Here is a 24,483-nt window from a genome sequence, read left to right as displayed (position 1 = left end):
ACGGGCGCCGACGCGTCGATGACCACCTGGCTCGGGCGCGCCGTTCTGATCGTGGCCGTCGCCGCGACGTTCGCCAACGCGATCGGAAACGGCTTCGTCTACGACGACCAGCTGGTCATCGTCGACGACCCGGCGGTGCGCCTGCCGCTCTCCGCGGGCTTCTCGGGCCTGCACTATCGGCCGCTGCGCACGCTGTCCTACCGGCTCGACCACGCCGTCGCGGGCATGGATCCGCGCGCCTTCCACCTGAGCAACGTGCTCTACCACGGCGTCGCGGTGGTGCTCGTGCACGCTCTCCTGGGAGCGCTCGGCGTCTCGCCGCCGGCGGCGCTCGCGGGCGCGCTCGTCTTCGCCCTGCACCCCGTGCAGACGGACGCGGTGAGCTACGCCGCCGGCCGTCGCGACGTCCTCTGCGGGCTCTTCTACGCGCTCGGGGTCGTCGCCTACCTCGGCTGGCGGCGGACCCCGCGCGCGGCGACGCTCGTGCTCGTGGCGCTGGCGTACGTGCTCGCGATCCTCGCGAAGGAGATGGCGGTGACGCTGCCGCTCGTCTGCCTGCTGATCGACCGCTGGACGCGCCGCCGCGCCGACGCGCCATCCGCGGCGGGCGCGTTCACGGCGCGGCGCCTCGCGACTCTCGGCGCGCTCGCCGGGCTCGGCGTGCTCGCCCTCGCGCTCACCTATGGCGGACACGTGCTCCACATCGCGACGGCGCGTCCCTGGCACGGCGGCAGCTTCGGTGCGAACGTGGCGACGGTGGCACGGGTGTGGGTGAAGTACGCGCAGCTCGTCGTGTGGCCCGCGACGCTTTCCGCCGACTACAGCTACGACGCGTTTCCGGTCTCGACGAACCTCCTCGACCCGCGCGCGCTCGCGAGCTTCGTGGTGCTCGTCGGGCTCGCGGCGGTCGCGGCCACCCGTTGGCGGCGCGGTGACGCGATCGGACTCGGGCTCGCGTGGGCCGCCGTCACGCTCCTGCCCGTGTCGCATCTCGTCCCGTTTCGCGAGCTCCTCGCGGAGCACTACCTCTACGTGCCGATGATGGGGATCGCGCTGGTCGCGGGCGGTCTCGTGGACGGTGCGCGCGCGCGCTGGCCGGCGCGGCGGACGGCCGTGGCGGCGGCGGTGCTGGTCGCGATCGGCGCGCTCGGGGCGCGTACGATCGTCCGCAACCGCGACTGGCGGGACCGTGTTACGCTCTGGTCGGCGACGGTCGCGGCCGCGCCGCGCTGCGCCCGCGCGCAGTACAATCTCGGGCAGGCCTACTTCGAGCGGAGCCGGCTCGCCGACGCCGAGCGCGCCTGGCTCGCGGCCGCGGCGCTCCAGCCCGACGACGTCGAGACCACCCGCAACCTCGGCATGCTGTACTACCGTCTCGGGAAGCACGAGGCCGCCGCCGCGAAGATCGACGCGGTGATCGCCGCCAAGCCGGATGACGGGGAGGCCTACACGCTCGCCGGCTACATCGCCCTCGATCGCGGCAAGCCGGAGCGGGCGCGAGAGTACTTCGACGCGGCGCTCGCCCGCCTCCCTGCGGAGCGGGCCGAGAAGGCGCGCGGCGGCCGCGAGCGGGCGCTGCGCGCGGCGAGCTCCGGCGGCGCGGCCCCGAGGACGCCGTGAGCGCGCACGGGGCGCCGGTCCGTACCGTCGTCGCGGGTGAACGCGGTTCCGGCCGGGCGGCGCCCCTCGCCATGGCGCGGGCCGTCTGGTCGGCGCGCACGGTCGTCCGCGCGCTCGTGGTGCGCGACCTGCGCGGCCGCTACGTCGGCTCGGCGCTCGGCACGTTCTGGTCGATCGCGCAGCCGCTCTTGCAGCTCGCGACGTACACCTTCGTCTTCGCGACCGTGATGCAGGTGCGCGTGACGGACGCCGGCGGCGGCGACGTGCCGTTCGTCCTCTATCTCGCCTGCGGACTCTTCCCGTGGCTCGCGATCCAGGAGGCGATCACGCGCAGCGCCACGTGCCTGGTCGACAATCCGACGCTGGTGAAGCGGGTGATCTTTCCGGTCGAGGTGCTCCCCGTGCAGCTCGCGTGCGCCGCGGTCGTGCACCAGGTGATCGCGACGGCGCTCCTGCTCCTCCTGATGGCGGCGCTCGGGTTCCCGCCGCGTCCGACGCTCGCCGTCTGGCCGTTGCTGCTCGCCGCCGAGCTCGCCGTGGCCGTCGGCCTCGGCTGGGCGGCGGCGACGCTGCACGTCTTCTTCCGCGACACCGCGCAGGCCCTCGGGGTGTTGCTGCCGGTGTGGTTCTACCTGACCCCCATCCTCTACCCGCAGCACCTCGTGCCGCCGTTCCTGCGGCCGGTCCTGGCGTTGAACCCGATGACGGCGCTCGTGCGGGCGCATCGTGACGTGGTGCTCTACGGCATCGCGCCGAACGGCGCGGAGGTTCTTCAGATCGCGACCGCGAGTCTCGCGACGTTCGCGATCGGGGCCTGGATCTTCGCCCGCGCGCGCGGCGAGTTCGCGGATCTGGTGTGACGATGATCGCGGTGCGGGCGGAGCGACTCGGCAAGGCGTATCGGCTCTACGCGCGCCCGCTCGATCGGGCGTTCGAATGGCTCTCGCGGCGACCGCGGCACCAGGAGTTCTGGGCGCTCCGCGATCTCGACCTCGACGTACGGGCCGGCGAGTCGATCGGGATCATCGGCGAGAACGGCGCCGGCAAGTCGACGTTGCTGGCCTTGCTCACCGGCACGACGCGGCCGACGACGGGGCGGGTCGCCGTGCACGGGACGCTCGCCGCGATCCTGGAGCTCGGCGCCGGATTCCATCCCGAGTTCAGCGGCCGCCACAACGCCCGCATGCACGCGGCGCTCTTCGGCATCACCGGCGACGAGGCCGAGCGCCGCATCGGGGAGGCGATCGCCTTCTCGGAGCTCGGCGGCTTCATCGAGCAGCCGGTACGCACGTACTCCTCGGGCATGTACGTGCGGCTCGCCTTCGCGCTCGCGGTGAGCGTCGATCCCGACATGCTGATCATCGACGAGGCGCTCGCCGTCGGCGACCAGCACTTCCAGACGAAGTGCGTCGACCGCATCACCGAGTTCCGCGAGCGGGGCAAGACGATCCTCTTCTGCTCGCACGCGATGTACCAGGTGAAGAAGCTCTGCGACCGCGCGCTCTGGCTCCGCCAGGGTCGCGTGGAGGCGCTCGGGCCGGTCGACGAGGTGATCGACGGGTATCTCGAGTACACGCGCGTGCGCGACGAGGAGCAGGTCGCGTCCCAGCCGGCGGCCGGGCGCGATCCGGCGGTCCTGCGCCTGGTCGAGGTCGCGCTCGAAGGCGGCGACGGGCAGGAGCCGCCGACCTGGCAGAGCGGCGCGCCCTTCACGGTCCGGGTCGTGCTCGAACGCGGGCGCGACGCGGCGCTCGAGCCGGGGGTCGGCATCGCCTTCGTGCGCAACGACGGCCTCGTCTGCTATTGCGTATCGACCGAGATGGACGCGGTCGGCATGCACGCCCGTCCCGACGGGCGCTTCGAAGCGGTTCTCCACGTGCCCCGGCTGCCGCTCCTCGGCGGGGGGTACTACTTGAACGTCGCGACCATCGACAACCGCTCGGCGCTGCTGATCTACGACGTCCAGGAGCGTCGCTGTCCGTTTCGCGTCCGCAATCGCTCGGACGAGTTCGGCGTCATGCGGATGGACCACCAATGGGTCGCGCCGTCGTGAGCGGCGGCGCGTCGGCGCGCTGGATCCGCGCCGCGATGGAGCTCGACTACTTCACGATCATGCCGGCGTTGGCGCGCGTTTCGTGGCGCGCCGCGCTCTGGTGGGGGCGGCGCCGCGGCGACGTCCGCTACTGGTGGCGTACCGTCGGCCGCGAGGCCGCGATCGCCAACATCCGGCGGGCGTATGGCGACGCGCTCACGGCCGCCGCGGCGCGGCGCGCGATCCGCCGCTGCTTCCAGACCCAGGCGTGCGAGGAATCCGAGGCGTTCTTCTATCCGGAGCTCGGCGCGGAGGGCGTCGATCGCGTCGTCGCCGTGCAGGGCCGCGAGCACCTCGATGCCGCGCTCGCGGGTGGGTGCGGCGCGATCGTGTTCTCGTCGCACTACGGCAGCATGTGCCTCGCGATCATCGCGCTCGCTCGGCTCGGCTATCGCATGAACGTCATCGCGCGTTCGCTCGAGCCCGACGACAATCCGCTCCACGACGCCGTGCGCCGCTACGGTGCGCGCAAGGTCGCCGCCCTGGAGCGCATCGTCGGGAGCTCCTTCATCCTCCCCGGAACGCCGGACGCGATGGCGCGCATCCGGGCCGCGCTCGGAGCGGGGCAGGTGGTGTACATGCTGATCGACGTGCCGCCCGAGCTGGTCCGCCATCGCGGTCGGGTCCGCTTCCTCGGCCACGTCGCCGAGTTCCCCCTCGGGATCGAATACCTCGCCGGTGAAACCGGGGCGGCGCTCGTGCCCTTCACGGTGCGGCGCGACGCGCCGGGCCGCACGCACACGCTCACGGTGCTGCCGAGGGTCCCGGGGCCGGAAGCCGGAGCGGGAACGCTGCAGCGGTGCATCGACGTGGTCGAGCGCGAGATCGCCGTCGATCCGGCGCAATTCTTCATGTGGGAGTACGCCCGCAGCTTCTGGGTCGAGGAGCCGCTCCCAGCCACGATTGACGCAGGGGGTCGCAGTGGATACGAGGCAGGTGCGCATGCGACTTGAGGGGTGGGGCGAGACGACGAGCCGGGCGGCGGCGCTGGCGGGAGTCCTCGGATTGGCGCTCGTGACTGCGCTCGGGGCCGGGGGCGGGTGTCGGAAAACCGACCCGGCGGCCTCCCTGAAGGAGCGTGCATCCGCCTACTGGGGCCTCAAGCAGTCCAAGGGGTGGCCCGAGGTGTACGACAAGTACGTCGACCCGGAGGCCAGGAAGTCGCTGTCGCGCGACGCCTTCCTGAAGCGCCGCTTCCTCGCCTTCGACATCCTAAGTTACGAAATCAGCGACGTTAAGCAGGACGGAGACGACAAGGCGACCGTCGCCGTCCGCAACGAGGTCAATTTCCCCCTGAAGACGCCCGAGGGCGAGCTGACATTCATCAAGAAGCAGGTCACCACCAACGACCAATGGGTGCGGCGCGACGGCGTCTGGTACGTGGTGATGGCCGAATGAGGCTCTCGAGCCTTGACACATTTCAAAACCTCGGGTTAGGATGCGCCGCGTTTTTAGGGTGAGGATGGTTGGGGGTCGTGGGTCTTCTTTTTGGGTCTCGTAATCAAAGTTTCAGCGAGTGACGCGCTCCCCAGCGGTCGTTGGTCGGAAGGACCGGAAGGGGGATGGGTGCTCACGATTGCCAAGAGATCGCGCCATCACCGGACCGGCGCGATGTGCAGTAGGTCAGTGAAGTCTCACAGCGAACGAGTGGAGACGAAAGGAGAGAGAGCACTATGAGGAAGGGCATCAAGTTTAGTTTTGGGGCGGCCCTCGCGGGCGTGGCGTTTGCCACGTGTCCCGTGCAGGCGGCCGAGCTCGGTGACACGGTCACCACGATCCAGCCGGCGGTGGCGCTGATCATGCCGTTCGACGTCACGGACGGGAAGGCGAGCTTCCAGCTCGTGAGCCGCATCGGTGGCGAGGACTCGGATCCCCTGGCGACCCACTGGTCGTTCTGGTCCGAGAGCTGCGACCACCTCGCGGACGTCTTCATCTGCCTGACGCCGCGTGACACCGTGGTCGTGGACCCGACCGCCCTCCAGGGTCAGATCCAGACCGGCCAGAGCAACATCAACACTGGCCCCGTGATCAACCTGACGGGTGAGAAGGGCTTCGTCACGGTTACGTCGTTCGATGCCGACACCAACAGCCAGACCTGCGAGCCCGAGGATCCGGAAGCGCCGAGCGGCACTCCGGCCCTCATCGGCAGCTGGGTCGTCGCCAACACCGCGACCAACGCGGCGTTCGGCAACAACGCGATCGGCGTCGTCGACGGCCAGACGCTTCCCGCTGGTGGGGACTTCTTCCTCACTGGTCCGGTCGCGGCCGGCCTCTTCCTGCAGACCTTCAACCCGCTCGACCTCCAGGATTCCGAGGTCTTCTTCATCGGGGTGGCGTTCCCTGCGGGCAATGCGCAGTTCTCGGAGTCCGAGATCGGCCCGATCCCGTCCGCACTCACGAACGGCTCGGCCGTCTGCTGCAACGCGCAGTACTACGACAACGTCGAGTCCTTCGTGTCGCTGCCGGACATCTGCGTCACGTGCTCGAGCACGGCGAAGATCGCCGAGAACGATTCCCTCGCGGCCATCGATCTCCCGGCCATCATCCCGGCCTCGATCCCGGCCGAGACTTCGGGTTTCGTTCGCATCACGAACTGCCAGGTCGGTAGCGACGAAGGCAATGTGCCGATCGGCGACACCACGATCAACGGCATCGACCTGACCACCTTCCTGTTCGCGTATCACGGCCAGGCGGTGGGTCCGTACGGCACCTCGGTGCTCGGTCGCTACACCGCGGAGTAATCCTGTCCTAAGCAGGACCTCCGAGTGAAGAACGAGGGGACGGCGTTTCGTACGCCGTCCCCTCTCTTTTTGCCCGCTCGGCCATGACGACCACCACCAGGATGGGTGCCCCCTTGCGATGCTGCCGCCGCGGTCTCCGGACGTCTCTGCTCGTGTCCTTCTTCGTCCTGGTGCTCGGATGTCAGCCGAAGGGGCCCGAGCTCGCCGAGATCGAGCGGCTGAACGGCGAGGCCGGGAACGTCGGGCGCTACCAGGTCGCGTACTACGCCGCGATCCACGCGCTCGCGAACGGCGGCGCGGTGGCGATCTGGATGCGGGACGAGCCGCCCTATCGGCCGGTCGTCTTCCGGCGGGCCCCGAAGGCGGATGAGCCGTTCGGTCCGGAAGCCCACCTGAGCCCCGACGACATGCTGAGGACGATCACGATCGGTCTCACCATGCTGCGGGGCGCGGCTGACGGCGAGTTCTTCGCGGCCTGGCAGGCGCGGCGGCCGGAGACCGGGAACAAGTTCGTCGTGTTCCGCAGCACCCGCGACGGCGGCGCGAGCTGGTCGGATCCGCGCGTGCTCAACACGGAGCCGATGGCATTCGCTCCGGCCATCGCGACCGACCGGAGCGGCGGCGTGACGGTCGCCTGGCCCGACGAGCGCGGCTACACGACCGGCGTCTTCGTGAACCACTCCCTCGATCGCGGCGCGACCTGGCTGCCGCAGGACGTGCGGATCGACGACGGGGAGGGCGGGGGCCTCATGGCGAACGCCGTTTCCGTGGCGAGCGACGGGGAGCACCGGGTCGTCGCGGTCTGGGAGGAGCAGGCGTCGGGGGCGGGGCGCGTGGTGATGGCGGCCGCCTCTTCGGACCGCGGAGCCACGTGGTCGAAGCCCGTTCGGGTCGACGACGGCAAGGGGCGCGGTGCGCCGCTGGCGCCGCGCGCCGCCTTCGCCAGCGGGCGCGCGGTCGTCCTCTGGACGGCCGCCGTCGGCGGGATCAACGCCTTCGCCGAGGTCTGGGCCGACTCCTCGGCGGACGGCGGGATCACCTGGGGCACGGACGTGCTGCTGCACGAGCAGCCGGGAGGGACGGCTCCGACGGTGCAGCTCTTCTCGGACGGGAAGCGCGCCGCAGTGGTCTTCGAGGCGAAGGCGCGTGGCGGCGCCGAGGCGGTGTACTACGTGAGCTTGCGGCCGGACGGCGCCTGGAGCCCCGGCAAGGACGCGGTCGCGCCGTTGACGCCCGCCGACGTCAAGGCCAGCGCGCCGCGCCTGGCATCGGGATCCGACGGGACGCTCTATCTCGTCTACGCCGCCGGCGCGCGCGGCGTCCGGTTGACGCGGTCGAAGGACGACGGTGCCACGTGGGAGGCGCCGCTCGCCGTGGTCGACCGCCCGGAGGCCGAGGGCCAGGGCACCGTGCGCTTTCCGCAGATCGCCGTCGGCGGCGCCACCGCCTACGTGATGTGGGAAGAGTGGGGCGACGCGCGCGCCGTCATCAAGACGCTCGGCGACGCGCAGAACAAGCGGCCGCCGCTTGATCTGTACGTGCGCCGCATCGCGTTTCACTGAAGGCCGCCGCGCGGCCGCGGCTGTGCGGCGGCGCCGCGGGGAGGGCTCTGGATTCGTGTCGGTCGCGCCGGCGTTGCTCGTGTTCCTGGTGCTGCACGGGATCTTCTTCGCCGACGTCGTCTTCGACGGGCGCTCGCTCTCGGCCGCGTCGTCGACGGCCGGGCTGACTGCGCGGGGCCCCCTCGACGCGCCCGATCCGGCGCCGCCGCCGCACCTCCTCGACGTCGAGGGCGCCGCGTGGGTCGACGAGCCGAGCCCGTACCTCGCGCGGGCGGGGTTCGCCGCCGGCGAACTCCCCCTCTGGAGCCCGGGGAGCGGCCTCGGCAGCCCGCTCGCCGCGAACCTGAACTCCGGCGCCGGGAATCCGCTGCAGCTGCCGCTGAACCTCTGGCCGTCCCCGACCCACGCCGATCTCTTCTACCTGGCCCGGCTGCTCCTCCTCGCGTGCGCCACGTGGGCCTTCCTGCGAGAGATCCGTCTCGCTTCCGCCGCCGCGTGTCTCGGTGCCGCGCTCGTCGCCTACGGCGGGTACCCGCTCGGGTGGATCGCGCACCATCCCCTCTCGACCGAGGTGTTCCTGCCGCTCATGCTCCTCGGCTTCGAGCGTGGCCGGGCGGGGCGCGTCGGCGGCTGGACACTCCTCGCGTTCGCCGCCGCCGGCTCGGTGCTCGGGGGCAAGCTGCAGGCGAGCCTGCTCTGCGTCGCGTTCACCACGGCGTGGGCGCTCGTGCGCGCGCCACGGCGCCGCGGCGGCCGGGGGATTGCGACGCTCGCGTCGACGGCGGCGGGTCTCGTCCTCGCCGCCGGGCTCGCCGGGTTCCTGCTGGTGCCGGCGCTCGAGTCGATGGCGCGCGCGTCGGGACTCACGCTCGGCGGCCGTTCGCAGCTCGCGGGCTTCGTCGTGCCGTGGCCGTCGCTCGCGAGCCTGGCGGTGCCGGCGCTCTTCGTGGCGCCGGGGCGGGCGTTCGCCGACGGTCTGCTTACCCCGTCGCTCGGCGGCGCGGCGGTCGTGCTGGGGGCCCTCGGCGTCGCGGCCCGGGCCGCGCCCATGCGCCACGGGGCGCTCTGCTGCGCCGCCTGGGCGGTCGCGCTGCTGGCGCGGAACGTCGGCGCGTTCGGCGATCTCGCGGTGCACCTGCCGGTGCTGCGGGGCATTCTGTTCGTGAAGTACACGTTCACGGTCGTGTTCGCGGTCGCGGTCGCGGCCGCGATCGGGTTCGACGCGCTCCTCGCGGGACGCTGCGAGGACCGCTCGGCGCGCCGCGCGATCCTCGTCGCCTGGCTCGCGCTCGCCGCCCTCGCCGGAGCGGCCGTGTGGCGCGCGCCCCTGCCGACGCATGCGGCGGCGCTCGCGCTCCCGGGGATCCTCTCGTTGGCGCTCGGCGCCGCGGTCGGGTTCTGGTGGGGCGGGCGCGTCGGGCGCGGGCTCGCGGCCTGGGTGCTCGCCGCGATCGCGCTCGTCGAGCTCTGGGCGGCGGCGCCGCATCGCCATCCGCCGCGGCTCGACCCGTACCGCGCGCCTCCGTACGTCGCGTTCCTGCGCGGCGCGGAAGCGGGCCGCATCGTCGCCGATCCGGACCTCGCGGTGCCGCTCACGTCGGTGGCGGCCGGGCTCGCGGACGTCCGGTCGATCGACGTGTTGACGCCGGGCGCCACCTACGCCTTCTTCACGCGCCTGCTGAGCTTCTGCGGCCGGGTGATCCACTTCACGGTCGACCCCGACGTGCCGCTCGCGGCGACGGCGCCCGCCGCCGACCTCGCCGGCGTGCGCTGGGTCGTGACGCGCCGGCCGCTCGTGGTCGACGATCTGGCGATCCGGGTACGGCGCCAGGTCGGCCGGGAACGCACCGCGCGCCTGCTCGCGGGGCTGACGCGCCTCGCGGTCGTGGGCGGCCCGCTCGCGATCGGACCGATCGCCGCCGCCGGGGAGGAGCGCTTCGCGTTCAGCGTGCCGACGCCGTTCACGCTCGACGTGACGGCCGTCACGGAGGCGGGCGAGCTCGCGTTCGGCGCGCTGGTGCGCGGCGCCGCTTCCGCCGTCGAGGTGCGCACGGTCGTCGACGGCGTCGCATCGGACGCGTCGGGCGCGCCGCGCCGCCTCGGGACCGGCGAGGCGTGGCAGGAGGAGCGCGTCGCCCTCGGGCGCGCCGGCGAGGCGCGGCGCGTGCGCGTGCGCGTGACGGCCGCGAGCGTCGACGGCGCGCCGGCGGTCGTCGCGCTCGGCGATCTCGGCTTCGGCCCGGGCGCGGCGGTCGAGGCGCGCCTCGGCGCGGAGCGCGGAACCCGGCACGCGGCCGAGGCCGCGGCGCTCCGCGAGGCGTTTCGCGATCCGCTGGTCGGCGCCGTCGTCTACGAGAACGCGAACGCGCTGCCGCGGGCATTCCGGGTCCGGAACGTCGAGCCGACGGCGAGCGAGGAGGCGGCGCTCGGACGTCTCGGCGACGGTTTCGACTTTCGCACGACCGCGCTCGTACCGAAGGCCGACGCGGCGGCGTTGAGCGCGGCCCTCGCGGTGCGCACCGCGCCCGCCGCCGGCGCCGACGACGATTCCGGTACGGCGATCGAGCGCGAGACGCCCGGCTCGGTGACCGTCGCGACCGCCGGCCCGGCGCCGGCGCTCCTCGTGCTCGCCGACCTCGCCTATCCCGGCTGGCGCGCCGACGTCGACGGCCGCGCTGCGACCGTGCACACGGTCGACGGCGTGCTGCGCGGAGTCCTGGTGCCGGCGGGGCGCCATGTCGTGACGTTCCGGTACCGACCGACGTCGTGGATCGTCGGCGGCGCGCTCTCGCTGCTGGCCGCGGCGCTCCTCGTGCCGTACGCTCGGATCGGCGCGCGGCTGCACGCCGAACGCGAGGCGGCGTGAGCACGCGCCCGACGCGCGGGGAGCTCGCGCTCGCCGCCGCGCTCCTGGCGCTCGGCGCGGCGCTCCGCTGCTGGCGCCTCGACCTCGGCTGGTTCGGGGTCGACCAGGCGCGCGACGTCCAGACGGCGCTCGACGTCGCGGCGGGAAGCGGCTTCCCGATCGTCGGACCGACCATGCGCCGGGTGACGAGCCTCGGCGCGCTCTATCACTACGTCTGGGCCCTACCGCATCTCGCGAGCGACGAGCCCCTCGCGGCCTATCGCTTCGCGGCCGGTCTCGGCGTCGCGACGCTCGTCGCGACCTGGCTCTGCGCGCGGCGCTGGTGGGGGGCGCGGCCGGCTCTCGTGGCGCTCGCCGTGCTCGCGACGTCGCGGGTCGCGATCATCGACGGGCGTGTGGCCTGGGCGCCCGCGGCGCTGCCGCCGGTCGCGCTCGCGCTCGTCGCCCTCCTCGCGGGGCCCGCGACGCCGGCGCGCCTGGCGCTCGTCGGGGCGACGCTCGGGCTCGCCGTGCAGCTCCATCTGGCGATGGCGGCATGGGTCGTGGCGGCGGCCGGGCTCGTGCTCGCCCGCCGGCCGACGCGCGCCGCGCTCGCGGCGGGCGTCATGGGCGGGATCGCGACCGGATTTCCGGCCGCGTACGCCGCGCTCGCGAACGCCGGGCGCGATGCCGGCCTGGCGACCCTGCCGAGCCGCGGCCCGCCGCCCGACGTGCTCGCGCGGCTCGTGGCGGCATGGTGCCTGGAATGGCGCGTGCCCGAGGCCTTCTGGCAGTGGCCGGATGCGCCCGCTCCCGCGCCGCTCGTCGCGCGCGGCCTCGCCGTGCTCGTCGCGACGGCGGCGGGGCTCGGGATCGGGCGCGCCGTCCTCCGCGCGCGCCGCGGCGACCGGCCGGCCGCGGTGCTCGCCGTCGTCACCGCGTGCCAGCTCGGCATGGTCGTCCTGCTTCCCGGCGAGGCCTGGTACTACTACCTCGACGCGCTCCTGCCGCTCGCGGCGCTCGCGGCCGGCCTGCTGGTCGCGGGCGACGCGCGATCGACGCTCGGACGCGCGGCGGCCGCCGTCCTCATCGGAGCGTCGACGCTCCTCGGCGGATGGAGCGCCGACTGGCTCGCGACGATCGCCCGCCACGGCTACCTCGCCCTCGCGCCGGCCGCGCTCACTCTCGACGGCGCCGGCGGCCGCGACGCTCCCGTGCCGGGTCGGTTGCTCACGATGGGAGTGAAGCGCGAGCTCGCGGCGCTGCTGGCGGACGACGGCGCGGCCTTCCCTGCGCGCTGGGCGAGCGTCCACGGGCCGGCGTTCGACGACGCGACCGGCGACAACGGCTTCTGGCTCGCGCGCGCGGCGCCGCCGAGCGGGGGGGCGAGGGCGCCACGCCACGTCGTGCTCTGGTATCGCGACGATCCCGGCGCGCCCGTCGTCGCGCCGCCACGGTTCGAGCTCGTCGACCTCGGGCCCCTGCGGGTCGCGCGCTACCGCCCCGCGGTGGCGTACGAGTCCTGCCGCGGGGACGATGGGGCGCCGGTGACCGTGCCGATCCGCGTCCTGCCCGCCCCGCGCCGCTACGGCGACGGTACGATCGCGCGTCCGACGTCGCTGCCGCGCCGGGTGACGTGCGAGATCGACGTTCCCGCGGGCGGCGTTCGCGTCGTCGCGTCGGTCGGGAGCGGCACCGTGACGGTGCGGGAGGACGCCGGGCCGAGCGGCTCCGCGGGATCGGCGAGCGCGCTCTGCTTCGCGAACGGTCCGCGGCGCGCGCGCGTCGTCGTCGACGCGTCGGCGGACGCGGCGGGTGAGCTCGATCTCTACGAGCGCCCCGATCCGGCGTGTGACGCCGGCAAAATTGCGCCGTGATTTTGCGCCGTGCTATGAGCGCGCGCATCATGTCGTCCGCGCCCGACCTGGACGCGCGCGCGCTCGGAGCCCTCTACGACGAGGGCTACTACCACGGGGTCAACAGCGGATACCCGTCGTCCGGCTACGAGAGCGAGCACGCGAGCTGGTATCATTGGGTGGCGCACCTGGCGACGCGCTACGCGCCGGGCGCGCGCTGGCTCGATCTCGGGTGCGCCTACGGCTACCTCGTCGCCGAGGCGCGTGCGGGCGGCTTCGCGGCGGTCGGCGTCGACGTGAGCGCCTATGCGCTCGCGCGCGCGCGCGACGAGGCGCCGGCGGCCGCGGGGCGCGTCCTGCGCGGGCTCGCGGATCGATTGCCGTTCGCGGACGGCGCCTTCGACGTGGTGAGCGCGTTCGACGTGCTCGAGCATCTGCACGAGCCCGAGCCGGCGCTCGCCGAGATCGCCCGGGTGCTGAAACCCGGCGGGGCGCTCATCGGCGCGACGCCCGATCCGCTGTATTTCGGCGGCGACGAGGAGACGCATTACTCGGAGCGTCCGCCGTCCTACTGGGTCGACCGATTGCTCGCACTCGGGTTCACGGTGGACTTCCGCTTCTTCCAGGCGCCCTACAATCTGGAGATCGCGGCCGTGCGATCCGGCGCCGCGGGGCTCGCGCCCGCCGGTGGGCTACGCCCGGAGGGATTCGGAGCGGCGTCGACGCTCGGGACGGTCGCTGGTTCCGCGGCGGCGCGGGTCGCGGTCCGGGTGCGGGCGGGATTCGTGGCGGCGCCGCAGCCCGACGCGCCCGACGCCCAGTGGAGCGGCGCCGCCGACGGCCTCTGCTATCTCCTGGTCGCCGGGCGCGAGCCCTGCCGCGTCACCGTGCGGGTCGAGGCGTGCGCCGAGCGCGCCGGCGACCTCGTGGCGCAGATCGGCGACCAGGAGATCGGCCGCGCGCCGCTCGCCGAGGCGCCGTGTGCCCTCGAGCTGCCGAGCGTGCCGCTCGCCGCAGGCGGACACGGGCTCCGCCTGCGGGCGAGCTCGCCGCTGCTCGTACGGCGACTCGAGGTGGTGGCCGAGACCGCCACGCGGGTCGAGCTCTTCGCCCGGCTGCCCTTCGACATGTACCAACGCTACGACCACGCGCGCGCGGCGACGGCGCGGCTCGGCACGTCGCCCCGGCGCGTGCTGGACGTCGGCGGCGTGATGGGCGGCGCGCACGGTCATTTCGCGACGCTCGCCGACTTCTTTCCCGACGACACGACGTGTGCCGTCGACGTCCGGGTCGCGGATCATCCCGATCACCGCGCGGTCGCGGAGCCGCCGCTGCCGTTCGCGGACGCGAGCTTCGATCTCGTGCTCTGCCAGGACGTGCTCGAGCACGTGCCGCCGGACGGGCGGACGCTGCTCCTCGACGAGCTGCGCCGCGTCTCGCGGCGCTTCGTCGTGCTCGGCGCGCCGTTCGCGACGCCCGGCGTCCGGGAGGCCGACGCGCTCCTGTTCGCGCTCGTCGAGGCCCGCCACGGCTACGCGCACGATTTCCTCCGCGAGCACCTGGCGCACGGTCATCCCGACCTCTCGGCGACCATCGCCTACTTCGAGGAGGCGGGGGCGAGCCTCGTCGCGCTGCCCAACGGGTACCTGCCGTACTGGAGCCTCATGCAGGCCGCGAACCTGCTGCTCGCCGAGCCGGTCCTCGGCGAGCGCTACGCGCGCGGGCAGGCGCGCTACAACGGCCAGGTGGCCGATCGGCGCGAGCCGGCGTATCGCCATCTCCTCGTGGTCGACCTCACGGGCGCGACCGACTGGTGTCGCGACGTGCGGCGGCTCGCCACCGACGACGGGGGCACGGACGCCGCCGCGCGTCGCCTGCGCGACGCGACCGCGCTCTCGGAGATCCTGACGCTCGCGGCCGGGGCGTCGTCGAACGCCGCGGCGCCGGCGCCGCCGCCCGAGCCCGTCACGGCGGAGCCGGTCGTCGTGGCAACCGCGGATCCGGCGCCCCCAGCCGGGGCCGTCGAGGATGCGCGCTTCGCGGCGCGGGTGCGGGCGCATCCGGCCTATCGCGTCTACGGCGGGTTCCGGAAGGTCGTCCGCCGGCTCGCCGGAGGCGAGCGGACATGAGCGCGGGCGTCGCCACGGTCGCGATCGTCAACTGGAACGGTCGCCACCACCTCGAGACCTGCCTGCCGTCGGTCTTCGCGCTCGAGCACCCCGGCATGGACCTCGAGTGCGTGGTCGTCGACAACGGGTCGACCGACGGCTCGGTTGCCTGGCTCGGGCGCGAGTGGCCCGCGGTCCGCGTCGTCGCGCACGACGCGAACCGCGGCTTCGCGGCGGCCGCGAACGATGCGGCCACGGCGGCTTCCGGCGACGTCGTCGCGTTCCTCAACAACGACTGTCGGGTAGCGTCGACGTGGCTCGTCCGGCTCGTCGAGGCGCTCCGCGCCGAGGACGCCGCCGCGGCGGGAAGCTGCATGCTCGACTGGGACGGCGCGCGCGTCGACTTCGGGGGCGCGGCGATGAACTTCCACGGTCACGGCAGCCACCGCGGCTGGGGGCGTCCGTACGTCGCGGACCCGGCGGCCCGACCGGAGCCGGCGCTCTTCGGGTGCGGCGGCGCGCTCGCGGTCGATCGCGCTCGCTTCCTCGCGGCCGGCGGCTTCGACGCGGAGTACTTTGCCTACTTCGAGGACGTCGACCTCGGATGGCGTTTCTGGGTGCTCGGCGAGCGCGTGCTCTACGTGCCGACGGCCGTCGCGTACCACCGTCACCGCGGTTCGAGCATGGATGTCGGACGCTGGCGCTTCCTCCTCGAACGGAACGCCCTCGCGTCGTGCTTCAAGAACTACGAAGACGCGAGCCTCGACGTCGTGCTGCCGGCGGCGCGCGTGCTCCTCGCCGAACGCGCGCGGCTCGCGCGCGGTCCCGAGGCGGGGGCGTTCGCGGAGGCCGGGCGCGCCTTCGACGCGCGGCTTCCGGCGCTGCGAGCGGCTCGCGACGCGGTGCAAGCGCGGCGCCGGCGATCCGACCGGGACGTCCTGCCGCTCTTCCGCGAGCCCTTCCGTCCGAGCGCCTTCGGGCGCGTGTATTGGGCGGCCCAGCGACGGGTCGTCCATGTCCACGACCTGGCCCGCGTGTTCGGCGCCGCCACCGTCGCCGGCGCCGACGGGCTCGGCGACTTCATCGACGAGCTCGAGGGCCGGATCGAGGAGCTCGACGCCCGCCTTCCCGAGCCGCGCGAAGGCTGAGAGAATCCGCCGATGATGGCATGGACCCGACGACGATTCCTCGGCTTCGCCGCCGGCGCCGCGGCGCTCGCGGCGTCGCGCCCGCGCGCGGCGGGCGCCGCCACCGCCCGGACGATCGAGGCGCTCCGCGGCCTCGTCACCCAGCGCGCGCTCGCGAGCGACGATCCGTGGGTGCTGATGCACGTCGTCCTCGCGCTCGGGCCCGACGCGAAGAATTCCGCCGGTCCCATCCTGGACGCCGTGATCGCGCGCTATGCCGCCCGCACGCCCAAGGGCGAGCGCTCGTACGTGGGGTTTCCGATCAACGTCGAGGCGCACCCGAACCACTTCCTCGAGATCATGGACGCGACCGGCGTGCCGCCCGCGCGCCGCTTCGCCGCCGCGGGCGGCCCGATCGGCGTCGACGACCTCCTCGTCGGCGCGCGGGCGCTCTTCACGCCGACGATCGCGGGTCCGGAGCTGTCGTGGACGCTCAGCGTCTTCACCAGGGCGATGCCGCCGTCGGCCGACCGCTTCGCGAACGCCGACGGCCAGACGTTCACCGTGGCGGCGCTCGTCGAGACGGCGGCGCAGGTGGCGGAGGTCGGCTATGCCGACACCGTCGCCGCGATGCGCGGCACGAAGGCGTACGGCCGGAGCACGCTCCAGACCTACGCCTGTAACGGCAGCCACGTGCTCTACGGGCTCTACGACGCCCTCCGGCACGGGTACGAGGCGAAGAGCCTGCGCCGGCGCGTCGGTGACCTTACGCGGGCGACGTACTTCCGCCTCGCCGCCGAGGTGGCGCTGATCGACCAGGCCCTCGCGAGCCCGGCGCAGCAGTTGAACGCCGACGCCGCGAAGCTCCAGTTCCTCGGCCACTCGATCGAGAACCTGCGGTACGCCGAGCGCTGGGGCATCTACGCGCCGTCGGACGCGGAGCGCGCCGCGCGTACGACCGCGGAGCGCGCGCTCGGCGAAGTCGTGCAGCGCATCACCACGGTCCACAACCTCGACGCGCTCGCCGCGTCGGTGCCGCGCGCTTATCGCATCGTGCTCGGGGACGCCTGCCACGCGCTGCACGGCCTGACGAGTGAGCCGGCGTGACCTAAAGAGCCTATCCCACAAGGTGCCGCCGGCTGCGGCGCATGGAGCCTGGCTGCGAGCCGCGTGCTCGCGCCTCCCTTGTGCGGCGTAGCCTCTGGCTACGCCTCCGCGGTCGGCACTGCGCTTGCGTCTCTCGCTCAGGCTCCGTGCGCCTCGCTCTCGGCGGCACCTTGTGGGATAAGCTCTGAGTCCGTGACCCTCGGCGACCTCGCGATCGTCGTCGTGACCTGGCAGAGCGCCGCCGAGGTGCCGGCGCTGCTGGCGTCGCTCGCGCCGACCCTCGCGGCCGGCGCGGAGCTCGTCGTCGTCGACAACGCGTCGACCGACGCGACGGTGGCGGAGGTGCGGCGGCACGCACCGGCGGCGCGCGTGGTCGCCAACGCCGCGAATCGCGGCTTCGCCGCCGCCGCGAACCAAGGGTTCGCGGCGACCGGGCGGGCCGTCGTGCTCTTCCTGAACCCGGACGTCGTGGTCGAGCCCGACGCCGTGCCGCTCGCACTCGCGTGCCTCGACCGCCAGCCGTCGGTCGCGCTCGTCGGGTGCCGTACGCTCAACGCCGACGGGACGCCGCAGCCGACGGTCGATCGCTTCCACTCGGTGCGGGGGCTGGTCGCCGAGGCGCTCGGCGAGCGGCGGCGCGGGCCGCGCGGCACCGCGCCCTCCGCGAGCGGGCTCGTCGACTGGGTGTACGGGTCGTTCCTGCTCGCCCGCCGAGCGGCGCTCGCGCCGATCGGCGGATTCGACGAGGCCTACGAGATGTACGGCGAGGACCTCGACCTCTGTCATCGCCTCAGCGCGGCGGGGTGGCGCGTCGGCTACTGCGCGGAGGCGGTGATCGTGCACCACGGCAACCGCAGCGGCGCGGCCCGCTACGGCGCGAATCGCGATCGCGCCGTGCTGTGCGGGACGCTCCGCTTCTTCCGGCGCCGGCGCGGCCGGCCGGCGGAGCTCGGTTTCCGGGTCGCGGCCGGGGCGGGCTTCGCCGCCAAGGCGGCGTTCGCGGCCTGGGCGGCGCGCGGCGGTGACGCGACGGCGGCCGGGCGCGCGCGGCGGTACGCCGGCATGGCGGGCCTCTGTCTCAGCGGCGATCCGGCGGGGCGGCGCGCCGACCGAGCGCGGTTGCGGGTCCGGCGGCCTCCTGGGATAGAGGGGGCGTGACAGAACCGGGCCCCGGGATCGTCAAAGGCCCAGGCGGGGAAGCGCCGGTGGTGTCGATCGTCATCCTGACCTGGAACTCGCGCGCGCTCCTCGAGGACTGCCTGGCGGCGCTCCCGGCCGCGACGGCGCCGCTTCCGATCGAGGTCATCGTGGTCGACAACGGCTCGCGCGACGGCACGGCGGAATGGCTCGCCGCGCGCTCCGACCTCGTGACGATCACGAACGCGACCAACCGGGGCGTCGCGCCGGCCCGCAACCAGGGGCTGCGGCGCGCGCGTGGCGAGCTCGTCGCGCTCCTCGACGTCGACACCGTTGCGGCGCCGCGGTCGTTCGCGACGCTGGTGGCGCGTCTGCACTCGGCGCCGGACGTCGGCCTGGTGGGACCGAAGCTCGTCGATCCCGACGGCGCGTTGCAGTACAGCTGCCGGCGCTTCCCGACGCTCGTCGACAAGGTGCTGCGGCGCTTGCCGTCCCGCTTGGGGCGGGCGGTCGTCGACGACGTCGAGCTCCGCTGGTGGGATCACGCGGGCGTGCGCGAGGTCGACTACGTGATCGGCGCGTGTCAGGTGATCCGCAAGGCGGCGCTCGACGAGGTCGGGCTCCTCGACGAGCGCATCTTCTACGGGCCCGAGGACGTCGATCTCTGTCTCCGCATGCACCGCGCGGGGTGGCGCGTCGAGTACGTGCCGGAGGCCGTCGTGATGCACCTCGAGCGCCGCGTGACTCGGACGCTGCTCTCGGCGCTGACCGCGCGGCACGTGTACGGGCTCGGATACTTCTTCTGGAAGCACGGCTATCTTCTCACGCGGCCGACCCTCGAGACGGTGCGCCGGGCGGCATGAGCTCGGCCGCGAACGACGTCCGGCCGCCGGCGGCCACGATCGGCGTGCCGGCGAGCACCGGCGAGAACGATCTGCCCGCGACGCTCGAGAGCCTTGCGGCGAGCGCCGCCCGCCTCGACGAACCGGTCGAGATCGTGGTGGCGGTGAACGGTCCGCACGAGCCGGCGGCGGCCGTCGTGGGCGTCGAGGCGTTCGCGCGGAGCGCGGCGCTGCCGTTCGTCCCGCCCGACGCGGCGCCGCCCGCGACCGGCTCGTGCGTCCGCCTGCTCCGCCTCGCACCCCGCAGCAAGACCGCCGCCTGGAACGCGATCCGCGCCGCCGCGCGGGCGCCGGTGATCGTCTTCGCCGACGCGGACGTGCGCGTCGCCCCGGAAGCCCTCGCACTCCTCGTGCGCCGCCTCGAGGCGTCGCCTGAGCTCGCGATCGTCGCCGGCCGCGAGGAGCCCGTGGTCACGCCCGCCGACGGGCTCGTCGCGCGGGTCGCCGCGCTGCCGCATCGGTTCGACTTCGGCAACGTGCCGGGGCGGCTCTACGCGCTCCGCACGGCGGCCCTGCCGGAGCCGATGCCGGCGTCGGTGCTGCACGAGGACGCGTACCTCTCGGTCCGCCTCGGCCGGGCGCGCTTCGCCAAGGAACCCGGCGCGGTCGTCCGGCTGCGTCCGCCGACGACGTGGGAGGAATACCTCCGCCAGCGCATTCGGAACGAGGTCGGCAAGCTCCAGCTCGAGCGTGAGTTCCCGGACCTCCACCGCGTGCACGGCTTCGGGGTCTATCCGTGGCGGCGCTTCGTCCGCGAGATCGCGCCGCACGAGTATCCGCTTGTCGCGCTCTCGATGGCGGCCCGCGCCTACGCGCGCGCCCGCGCGCTCCGCCGGATCCGGCGCGGCTTCGACCACGGCTGGAGCGTGCTGCCGTCGACGAAGCGCTGGCCCGCCGCCGGCGCCGGGACCTGAGCCGCCGTGCAGCGCAGCGGTCTCCGCGAGCAGAGCACGATCGCGCTGCTTCTCCTCTGCGATCTCGCGTGGGCGATCGCCGCCTACGCGCTCGCGTTCTTCCTGCGCATCTATTTCCCGCTGCCGCTCACGACCGATTTCCTGCCGGTCGCGCGCCTCTTCGAGCTGCGCCACATGCTGCCGGCGATCCTCCTTGCCGAGGTCGTGACGCTCTACTTCTTCGGGTTCTACGACTTGCGGGCGCTGCGCACCGGCTTCCGGCCGGTCGTCAACAGCGTGACCGCGCTCTTCGTGCACCTGCTCGCCACCACGGCGCTCTATTTCTTCAGCGGTGACGTCAACTTCCCCCGCTCCGTCCTGGTCGTGTACTGGCTCGTGAACGCGGCGGGGGTCGCGGCGATTCGCGAGTGGGTCAGGCGGCGCCTCGCGGCGTCGTCGCCGGTGCGCGTCTTGCTGGTGGGGACCGCGGAGGAGATCGGGCAGTTCCTCGAAGGGGTCGGCGAGCCGCGCCTGCATCACGTCGACATCGTGGGCGCGGTCGCCGTCGCGGCCGACGGGAACGGGCAGGCGCCGTCGCCGTTCGTCGGCGGCCTACCGTGGCTCGGCGAGGTGGGTGACCTGCCGCGCCTCCTCGTCGAGCACGACGTCGGCGAGATCGTGCTCCTCTCGCCGCTCTCGTGGCGCGATCGCCTCGTCGACCGCATGCTGCGGCAGAGCCGCCGGCCGCGCGTGAGCGTGGTGCCCTCCGTGTACGACATCCTCGTCGGCCGCGTGTCGTCCGGGCGCATCCACGACATCCCGGTCGTCGAGGTCGTGAAGAATCCGCGCGACGACCTGGCCTACCTCTTCAAGCGCAGTAGCGATTTCCTGATCGCGGGCGTGCTGCTCGTCGCGACGCTGCCGATCGCCGTCCTCGCCGCCGTTGCCGTCAAGCTCGGCTCACCGGGTCCGATCTTCTACCGGCAGCGCCGGGTGGGCCAGGGCGGTGAGCAGTTCACGATCTGGAAGTTCCGCACCATGTTCGAGAACGCCGAGCGCGGGAGCGGTCCGGTGCTCGCGAGCCACGAGGACCAGCGCGTGACGCCCGTCGGCCGCATCCTACGCGCGAGCCGCGTCGACGAGATCCCGCAGCTCTGGAACGTGCTGAACGGCACGATGAGCCTGATCGGGCCGCGTCCCGAGCGTCCGGAGTTCGTACGCCGCTACGCCGAGGAGATCCCCGGCTACCTCGAACGGCTGCAGGTGAAGCCGGGGCTCACGGGCCTCGCGCAGGTGAACGGCGAGTACCACACGAGCCCGGCGTACAAGCTCAAGTACGATCTCGCCTACATCTACAACTACTCGATCACCCTCGACCTCAAGATCATGGCCGAGACGGTGAAGGTGATGGTGACGCGGCGGGGGGTGTGACCCGCCCGCCGCTCGTCATTTCCCGGTGAAGGCCGGTTTCCGCTTCTCGAGGAACGCGCGGATGCCCTCCTGACCGTCGGGCGTGATCGCGGCGCCGGCGATGGCGCGCGCCTCGAGCTCCATCTGCGCTTCGAGCCCGTGCTCGAAGCTCTCGTTCAGGAGGGCCTTCGTCGCGCCGAACGAGCGCGTCGGGCCGGCGGCGAGCGTCGCCGCGAGCTTCGTCGCGGCCGGCAACAGCTCGTCGGCCGGGACGACCTGGTTCACGAGCCCCCAGTCGAGCGCCTCGGCCGCGGAGAGGCGGCGATTGGTGAGCATGAGCTCGCGCGTCCGGCGGTCGCCGATGCGGCGCGGCAGGAAGAAGGTGGAGCTGCCGTCGGGGACGAGGCCCGCCTGCGTGTAGGCCATCACGAAGCCCGCCGTGTCGCTCGCGAGCACCAGGTCGGCGGCGATCGCGAGGCTGAAACCGGCGCCGGCCGCCATGCCGTTCACCGCCGCGATGACCGGGGCGTCCATGCGCGTGAGGCGCGAGATCGCCGCGTGCAGGTACGCCGTCAGCTCCTTCAAGCGGCTCGCGATCGCCGGGCCCGTGTCCGCGAAGGCGCGGAGATCGCCGCCGGCGCAGAACATCTTGCCCGCGCCGGTCAGCACGACGGCGCGCACCTCGACATCGTCGTCGCACGCGATCGCCGCGTGCATCAGCTCGCGGGCGAGCGGCAGGTCGATGCTGTTGGCGGCGTTCGGCCGATTGAGGGTGAGGGTGGCGACCCCGTCGCGGCGCTCCAGGGTGAGGTTCTCGTAGGTCATCGCGGCTCCTTCGCGGCGCGTTTGATCACAGTTGCGCCGTCTCGGCGAACGGCGCGACAAACGGCGCGGCCGGGCTTGACCCACCCCCGGCGAGCTGACTAGCTACCCGACGCCCGGACGCCCGCCGTCACCCACGGCGCGGCGACTCGACCGGCGCCGAGAAGGAGTCAGCCATGAAAGAGTTCGGACTGTTCATCGACGGAGAGTGGCAGGCCGCCAAGGGCGGCAAGACCGCTCCCACCATCAATCCCGCGACCGAAGAGCCCTGGGCCACGGTCGCGGTTGCCGACCGCGAGGACGTGCGGAAGGCTGTCGCCGCCGCCAAGAAGGCCCACGACTCCGGCGTGTGGCGCAACAAGTCGCCGCAGGAGCGCGGCGAGATCCTCCAGAAGGTCGCGATGGCGATCTTCGAGCGCCAGGACGAGATCGCGGCGGCCGAGGTGCAGGACGGCGGCGGCACCATGCGGAAGGCGATGAGCATGGACGTCCCGGGCGCCGCCCAGACCTTCATGCACTTCGGACAGTTCATCTGCGGCGACGAGTACCAGGCGATGATCTGCGAGGAGTACGACGAGACGGTGCCGATCCCGTCGAAGAACCTCGTCGTGCGCGAGCCGATCGGCGTCTGCGCCGGCATCACGCCCTGGAACTTCCCGCTCATCATGGCCGCGTGGAAGATCGGCCCCGCGCTCGCGGCCGGGAACTGCGTCGTGCTGAAGCCGGCGTCGGTGACGCCGGTGTCGTCGCTCATGCTCGGCGAGATCTGCACCAAGGCCGGCGTGCCCGCGGGCGTCGTGAACGTCATCAGCGGGCCGGGCGGCACGGCGGGCGAGGAGCTCGCGACCTCGCCCGACGTCGGCAAGGTCGCCTTCACCGGCTCGACCGAGGTCGGCCGCCGCATCATGCAGCTCGGTGCCGGGACCTTGAAGAAGGTCACGCTCGAGCTCGGCGGCAAGTCGCCGAACATCATCCTCGACGACGCCAACCTCGATACCGCCGCCCTCGGCGCGCTCTTCGGTACCTTCATGCACCAGGGCCAGATCTGCGAGTCCGGCACGCGCGTGCTGGTGCACGAGAAGATCCACGACCGGTTCGTCGAGAAGATGATCGCCGGCATCGAGCGCATCCAGATCGGCGACACCATGGACATGACGACCGGCATGGGCCCGCTCGTGAGCGCGTCGCAGCGCGACACCGTCGAGAAGTACGTCGGGATCGGGCAGGAGCAGGGCGCCAAGCTCGTCGCCGGCGGCAAGCGTCCGGCGAGCATGGGCAAGGGCTATTACTACGAGCCCACGATCTTCGACGACGTCGACAACAAGATGCGGATCGCGCAGGAGGAGATCTTCGGGCCGGTCGTCTCGGTGATCCGCTACAAGGACGAAGCCGAGGCGATCCGCATCGCCAACGACTCGGTCTACGGGCTCGGCGGCGCGGTGTGGTCGTCGAACAGGGACCGGGCGATCGCGATGGCCAAGAAGATCGAGACCGGCACCGTGTGGGTGAACGACTACCACATGATCAATCTCCGGTTCCCGTTCGGTGGTTACAAGCAGAGCGGCGTCGGGCGCGAGCTCGGCAAGTGGGGGCTCGCGGAGTACCACGAGCTCAAGCACATCCACGTCGGCGAGGACACGCCGCCGGAGGGCAAGTTCTACCTGCAGCTGCTGTTGAACTAGGCGGCATTCGAGGTGTGCGGCCCCGGCTGTATGCAGCCGGGGCCAGCGTTCTGGCGCTTGTGATGATGCGCGAACGTGACCACGTGAGGACGGTCCGGATCGGGGAGCTGAAGACTCACCTGTCTCGGTATCTGCACGTCGTCCGGCGGGGCACACGCCTCATCGTGCTGGATCGAGATACCCCGGTTGCCGAGATCAGCCCCGTAGGCGTGGGGCGCACCACCACCGACCTTCGCGATGATCTCATCCGGCGTGGGGCTCTTGTTCCCGCTCCACGGAGCTCTCTGACGCTCGGCGAGCTCGGTCCTCCAGTACGCTGTCGAGGCGACGCACTCGCGGCCTTGCGCGCCGATCGCGACGACCACTGATTTCGCATGCAGTTCTGGGACAGCTCGGCGCTGCTGTCGCCAACTGCGGATCGAAGATCGACCGCGTGGGTATCGGCCCTCCGATATCGCTGGGGCGGCGGGCTGTGACCGTCAGCGGAGGTCCGACACCGAGACGATGCGCATACCGGGGACGTCGGGCAAACGTCGATCGTGGGTCACGAAGGCAGTCGCCCTCGCGTGCAGCGCGCCG

The 24,483-nt window shown here is 72.9% G+C and carries 18 protein-coding genes; 17 read left to right on the top strand and 1 reads right to left on the bottom strand.

What is annotated here, in order from left to right:
• The first annotated feature begins 18 nt into the window (after window positions 1-18).
• The 16 genes from IT293_22200 to IT293_22125 all read left to right on the top strand — a co-directional run bounded on the left by IT293_22200 (window position 19) and on the right by IT293_22125 (window position 21,421).
• Complete coding sequence (locus IT293_22200; protein MCC6767371.1) at window positions 19-1,620, top strand: tetratricopeptide repeat protein; 1,602 nt, start codon at window positions 19-21, stop codon at window positions 1,618-1,620.
• Window positions 1,617-2,480 (top strand): ABC transporter permease, encoded by an 864-nt coding sequence (locus IT293_22195; GenBank protein MCC6767370.1) that lies wholly within the window; start codon window positions 1,617-1,619, stop codon window positions 2,478-2,480. Before IT293_22200 ends, IT293_22195 begins: the two co-directional genes overlap by 4 nt.
• Window positions 2,477-3,673, top strand: a complete 1,197-nt coding sequence (locus IT293_22190; protein MCC6767369.1) for an ABC transporter ATP-binding protein — start codon at window positions 2,477-2,479, stop codon at window positions 3,671-3,673. The genes IT293_22195 and IT293_22190 overlap by 4 nt, the downstream gene beginning before the upstream one ends.
• Window positions 3,655-4,665: a lysophospholipid acyltransferase family protein gene (locus tag IT293_22185; GenBank protein ID MCC6767368.1), complete on the top strand. Its 1,011-nt coding sequence runs from the start codon at window positions 3,655-3,657 to the stop codon at window positions 4,663-4,665. Before IT293_22190 ends, IT293_22185 begins: the two co-directional genes overlap by 19 nt.
• Window positions 4,655-5,110 (top strand): hypothetical protein, encoded by a 456-nt coding sequence (locus IT293_22180; GenBank protein MCC6767367.1) that lies wholly within the window; start codon window positions 4,655-4,657, stop codon window positions 5,108-5,110. Before IT293_22185 ends, IT293_22180 begins: the two co-directional genes overlap by 11 nt.
• 275 nt (window positions 5,111-5,385) lie before the next feature.
• Window positions 5,386-6,453, top strand: coding sequence for a hypothetical protein (locus IT293_22175; GenBank protein MCC6767366.1), 1,068 nt, complete (start codon window positions 5,386-5,388; stop codon window positions 6,451-6,453).
• A 152-nt stretch (window positions 6,454-6,605) separates the two neighbouring features.
• Window positions 6,606-8,015 carry an exo-alpha-sialidase gene (locus tag IT293_22170; GenBank protein ID MCC6767365.1) on the top strand — a complete coding sequence of 470 codons (1,410 nt, stop codon included), beginning with the start codon at window positions 6,606-6,608 and terminating at the stop codon, window positions 8,013-8,015.
• 55 nt (window positions 8,016-8,070) lie between these two features.
• The gene (locus tag IT293_22165; protein MCC6767364.1) at window positions 8,071-10,881 is read left to right on the top strand and encodes a hypothetical protein; all 2,811 of its coding nucleotides are present in this window, start codon (window positions 8,071-8,073) and stop codon (window positions 10,879-10,881) included.
• Entirely contained in the window at window positions 10,878-12,737 is a 1,860-nt protein-coding gene (locus tag IT293_22160; GenBank protein ID MCC6767363.1) for a hypothetical protein, read from the top strand. The genes IT293_22165 and IT293_22160 overlap by 4 nt, the downstream gene beginning before the upstream one ends.
• A 29-nt stretch (window positions 12,738-12,766) precedes the next feature.
• A complete protein-coding gene (locus tag IT293_22155; GenBank protein ID MCC6767362.1) occupies window positions 12,767-14,845 on the top strand; it encodes a methyltransferase domain-containing protein in 2,079 nt (692 codons plus the stop codon).
• Complete coding sequence (locus IT293_22150; GenBank protein ID MCC6767361.1) at window positions 14,842-15,972, top strand: glycosyltransferase; 1,131 nt, start codon at window positions 14,842-14,844, stop codon at window positions 15,970-15,972. Before IT293_22155 ends, IT293_22150 begins: the two co-directional genes overlap by 4 nt.
• Before the next feature lie 12 nt (window positions 15,973-15,984).
• Complete coding sequence (locus IT293_22145; protein ID MCC6767360.1) at window positions 15,985-17,058, top strand: hypothetical protein; 1,074 nt, start codon at window positions 15,985-15,987, stop codon at window positions 17,056-17,058.
• 192 nt (window positions 17,059-17,250) lie between these two features.
• Window positions 17,251-18,216, top strand: coding sequence for a glycosyltransferase (locus tag IT293_22140; GenBank protein ID MCC6767359.1), 966 nt, complete (start codon window positions 17,251-17,253; stop codon window positions 18,214-18,216).
• Window positions 18,213-19,058, top strand: a complete 846-nt coding sequence (locus tag IT293_22135) for a glycosyltransferase family 2 protein (GenBank protein MCC6767358.1) — start codon at window positions 18,213-18,215, stop codon at window positions 19,056-19,058. The genes IT293_22140 and IT293_22135 overlap by 4 nt, the downstream gene beginning before the upstream one ends.
• Window positions 19,055-20,011: a glycosyltransferase family 2 protein gene (locus tag IT293_22130; protein ID MCC6767357.1), complete on the top strand. Its 957-nt coding sequence runs from the start codon at window positions 19,055-19,057 to the stop codon at window positions 20,009-20,011. Before IT293_22135 ends, IT293_22130 begins: the two co-directional genes overlap by 4 nt.
• 6 nt (window positions 20,012-20,017) lie before the next feature.
• Window positions 20,018-21,421 carry a sugar transferase gene (locus IT293_22125; GenBank protein MCC6767356.1) on the top strand — a complete coding sequence of 468 codons (1,404 nt, stop codon included), beginning with the start codon at window positions 20,018-20,020 and terminating at the stop codon, window positions 21,419-21,421.
• A gap of 15 nt (window positions 21,422-21,436) precedes the next feature.
• Here the strand turns inward: IT293_22125 and IT293_22120 are convergent, their stop codons facing one another.
• The gene (locus tag IT293_22120) at window positions 21,437-22,225 is read right to left on the bottom strand and encodes an enoyl-CoA hydratase/isomerase family protein (GenBank protein MCC6767355.1); all 789 of its coding nucleotides are present in this window, start codon (window positions 22,223-22,225) and stop codon (window positions 21,437-21,439) included.
• A 173-nt stretch (window positions 22,226-22,398) separates the two neighbouring features.
• On the opposite strand from IT293_22120, the gene IT293_22115 reads away from it, so the two are divergent.
• Complete coding sequence (locus IT293_22115) at window positions 22,399-23,904, top strand: aldehyde dehydrogenase family protein (protein ID MCC6767354.1); 1,506 nt, start codon at window positions 22,399-22,401, stop codon at window positions 23,902-23,904.
• Window positions 23,905-24,483: the final 579 nt, after the last annotated feature.

The organism is Deltaproteobacteria bacterium (assembly GCA_020848745.1).
Taxonomy (GTDB): domain Bacteria; phylum Desulfobacterota; class Binatia; order UTPRO1; family UTPRO1; genus UTPRO1.
This window is presented reverse-complemented; position numbering and strand designations above follow the sequence as displayed.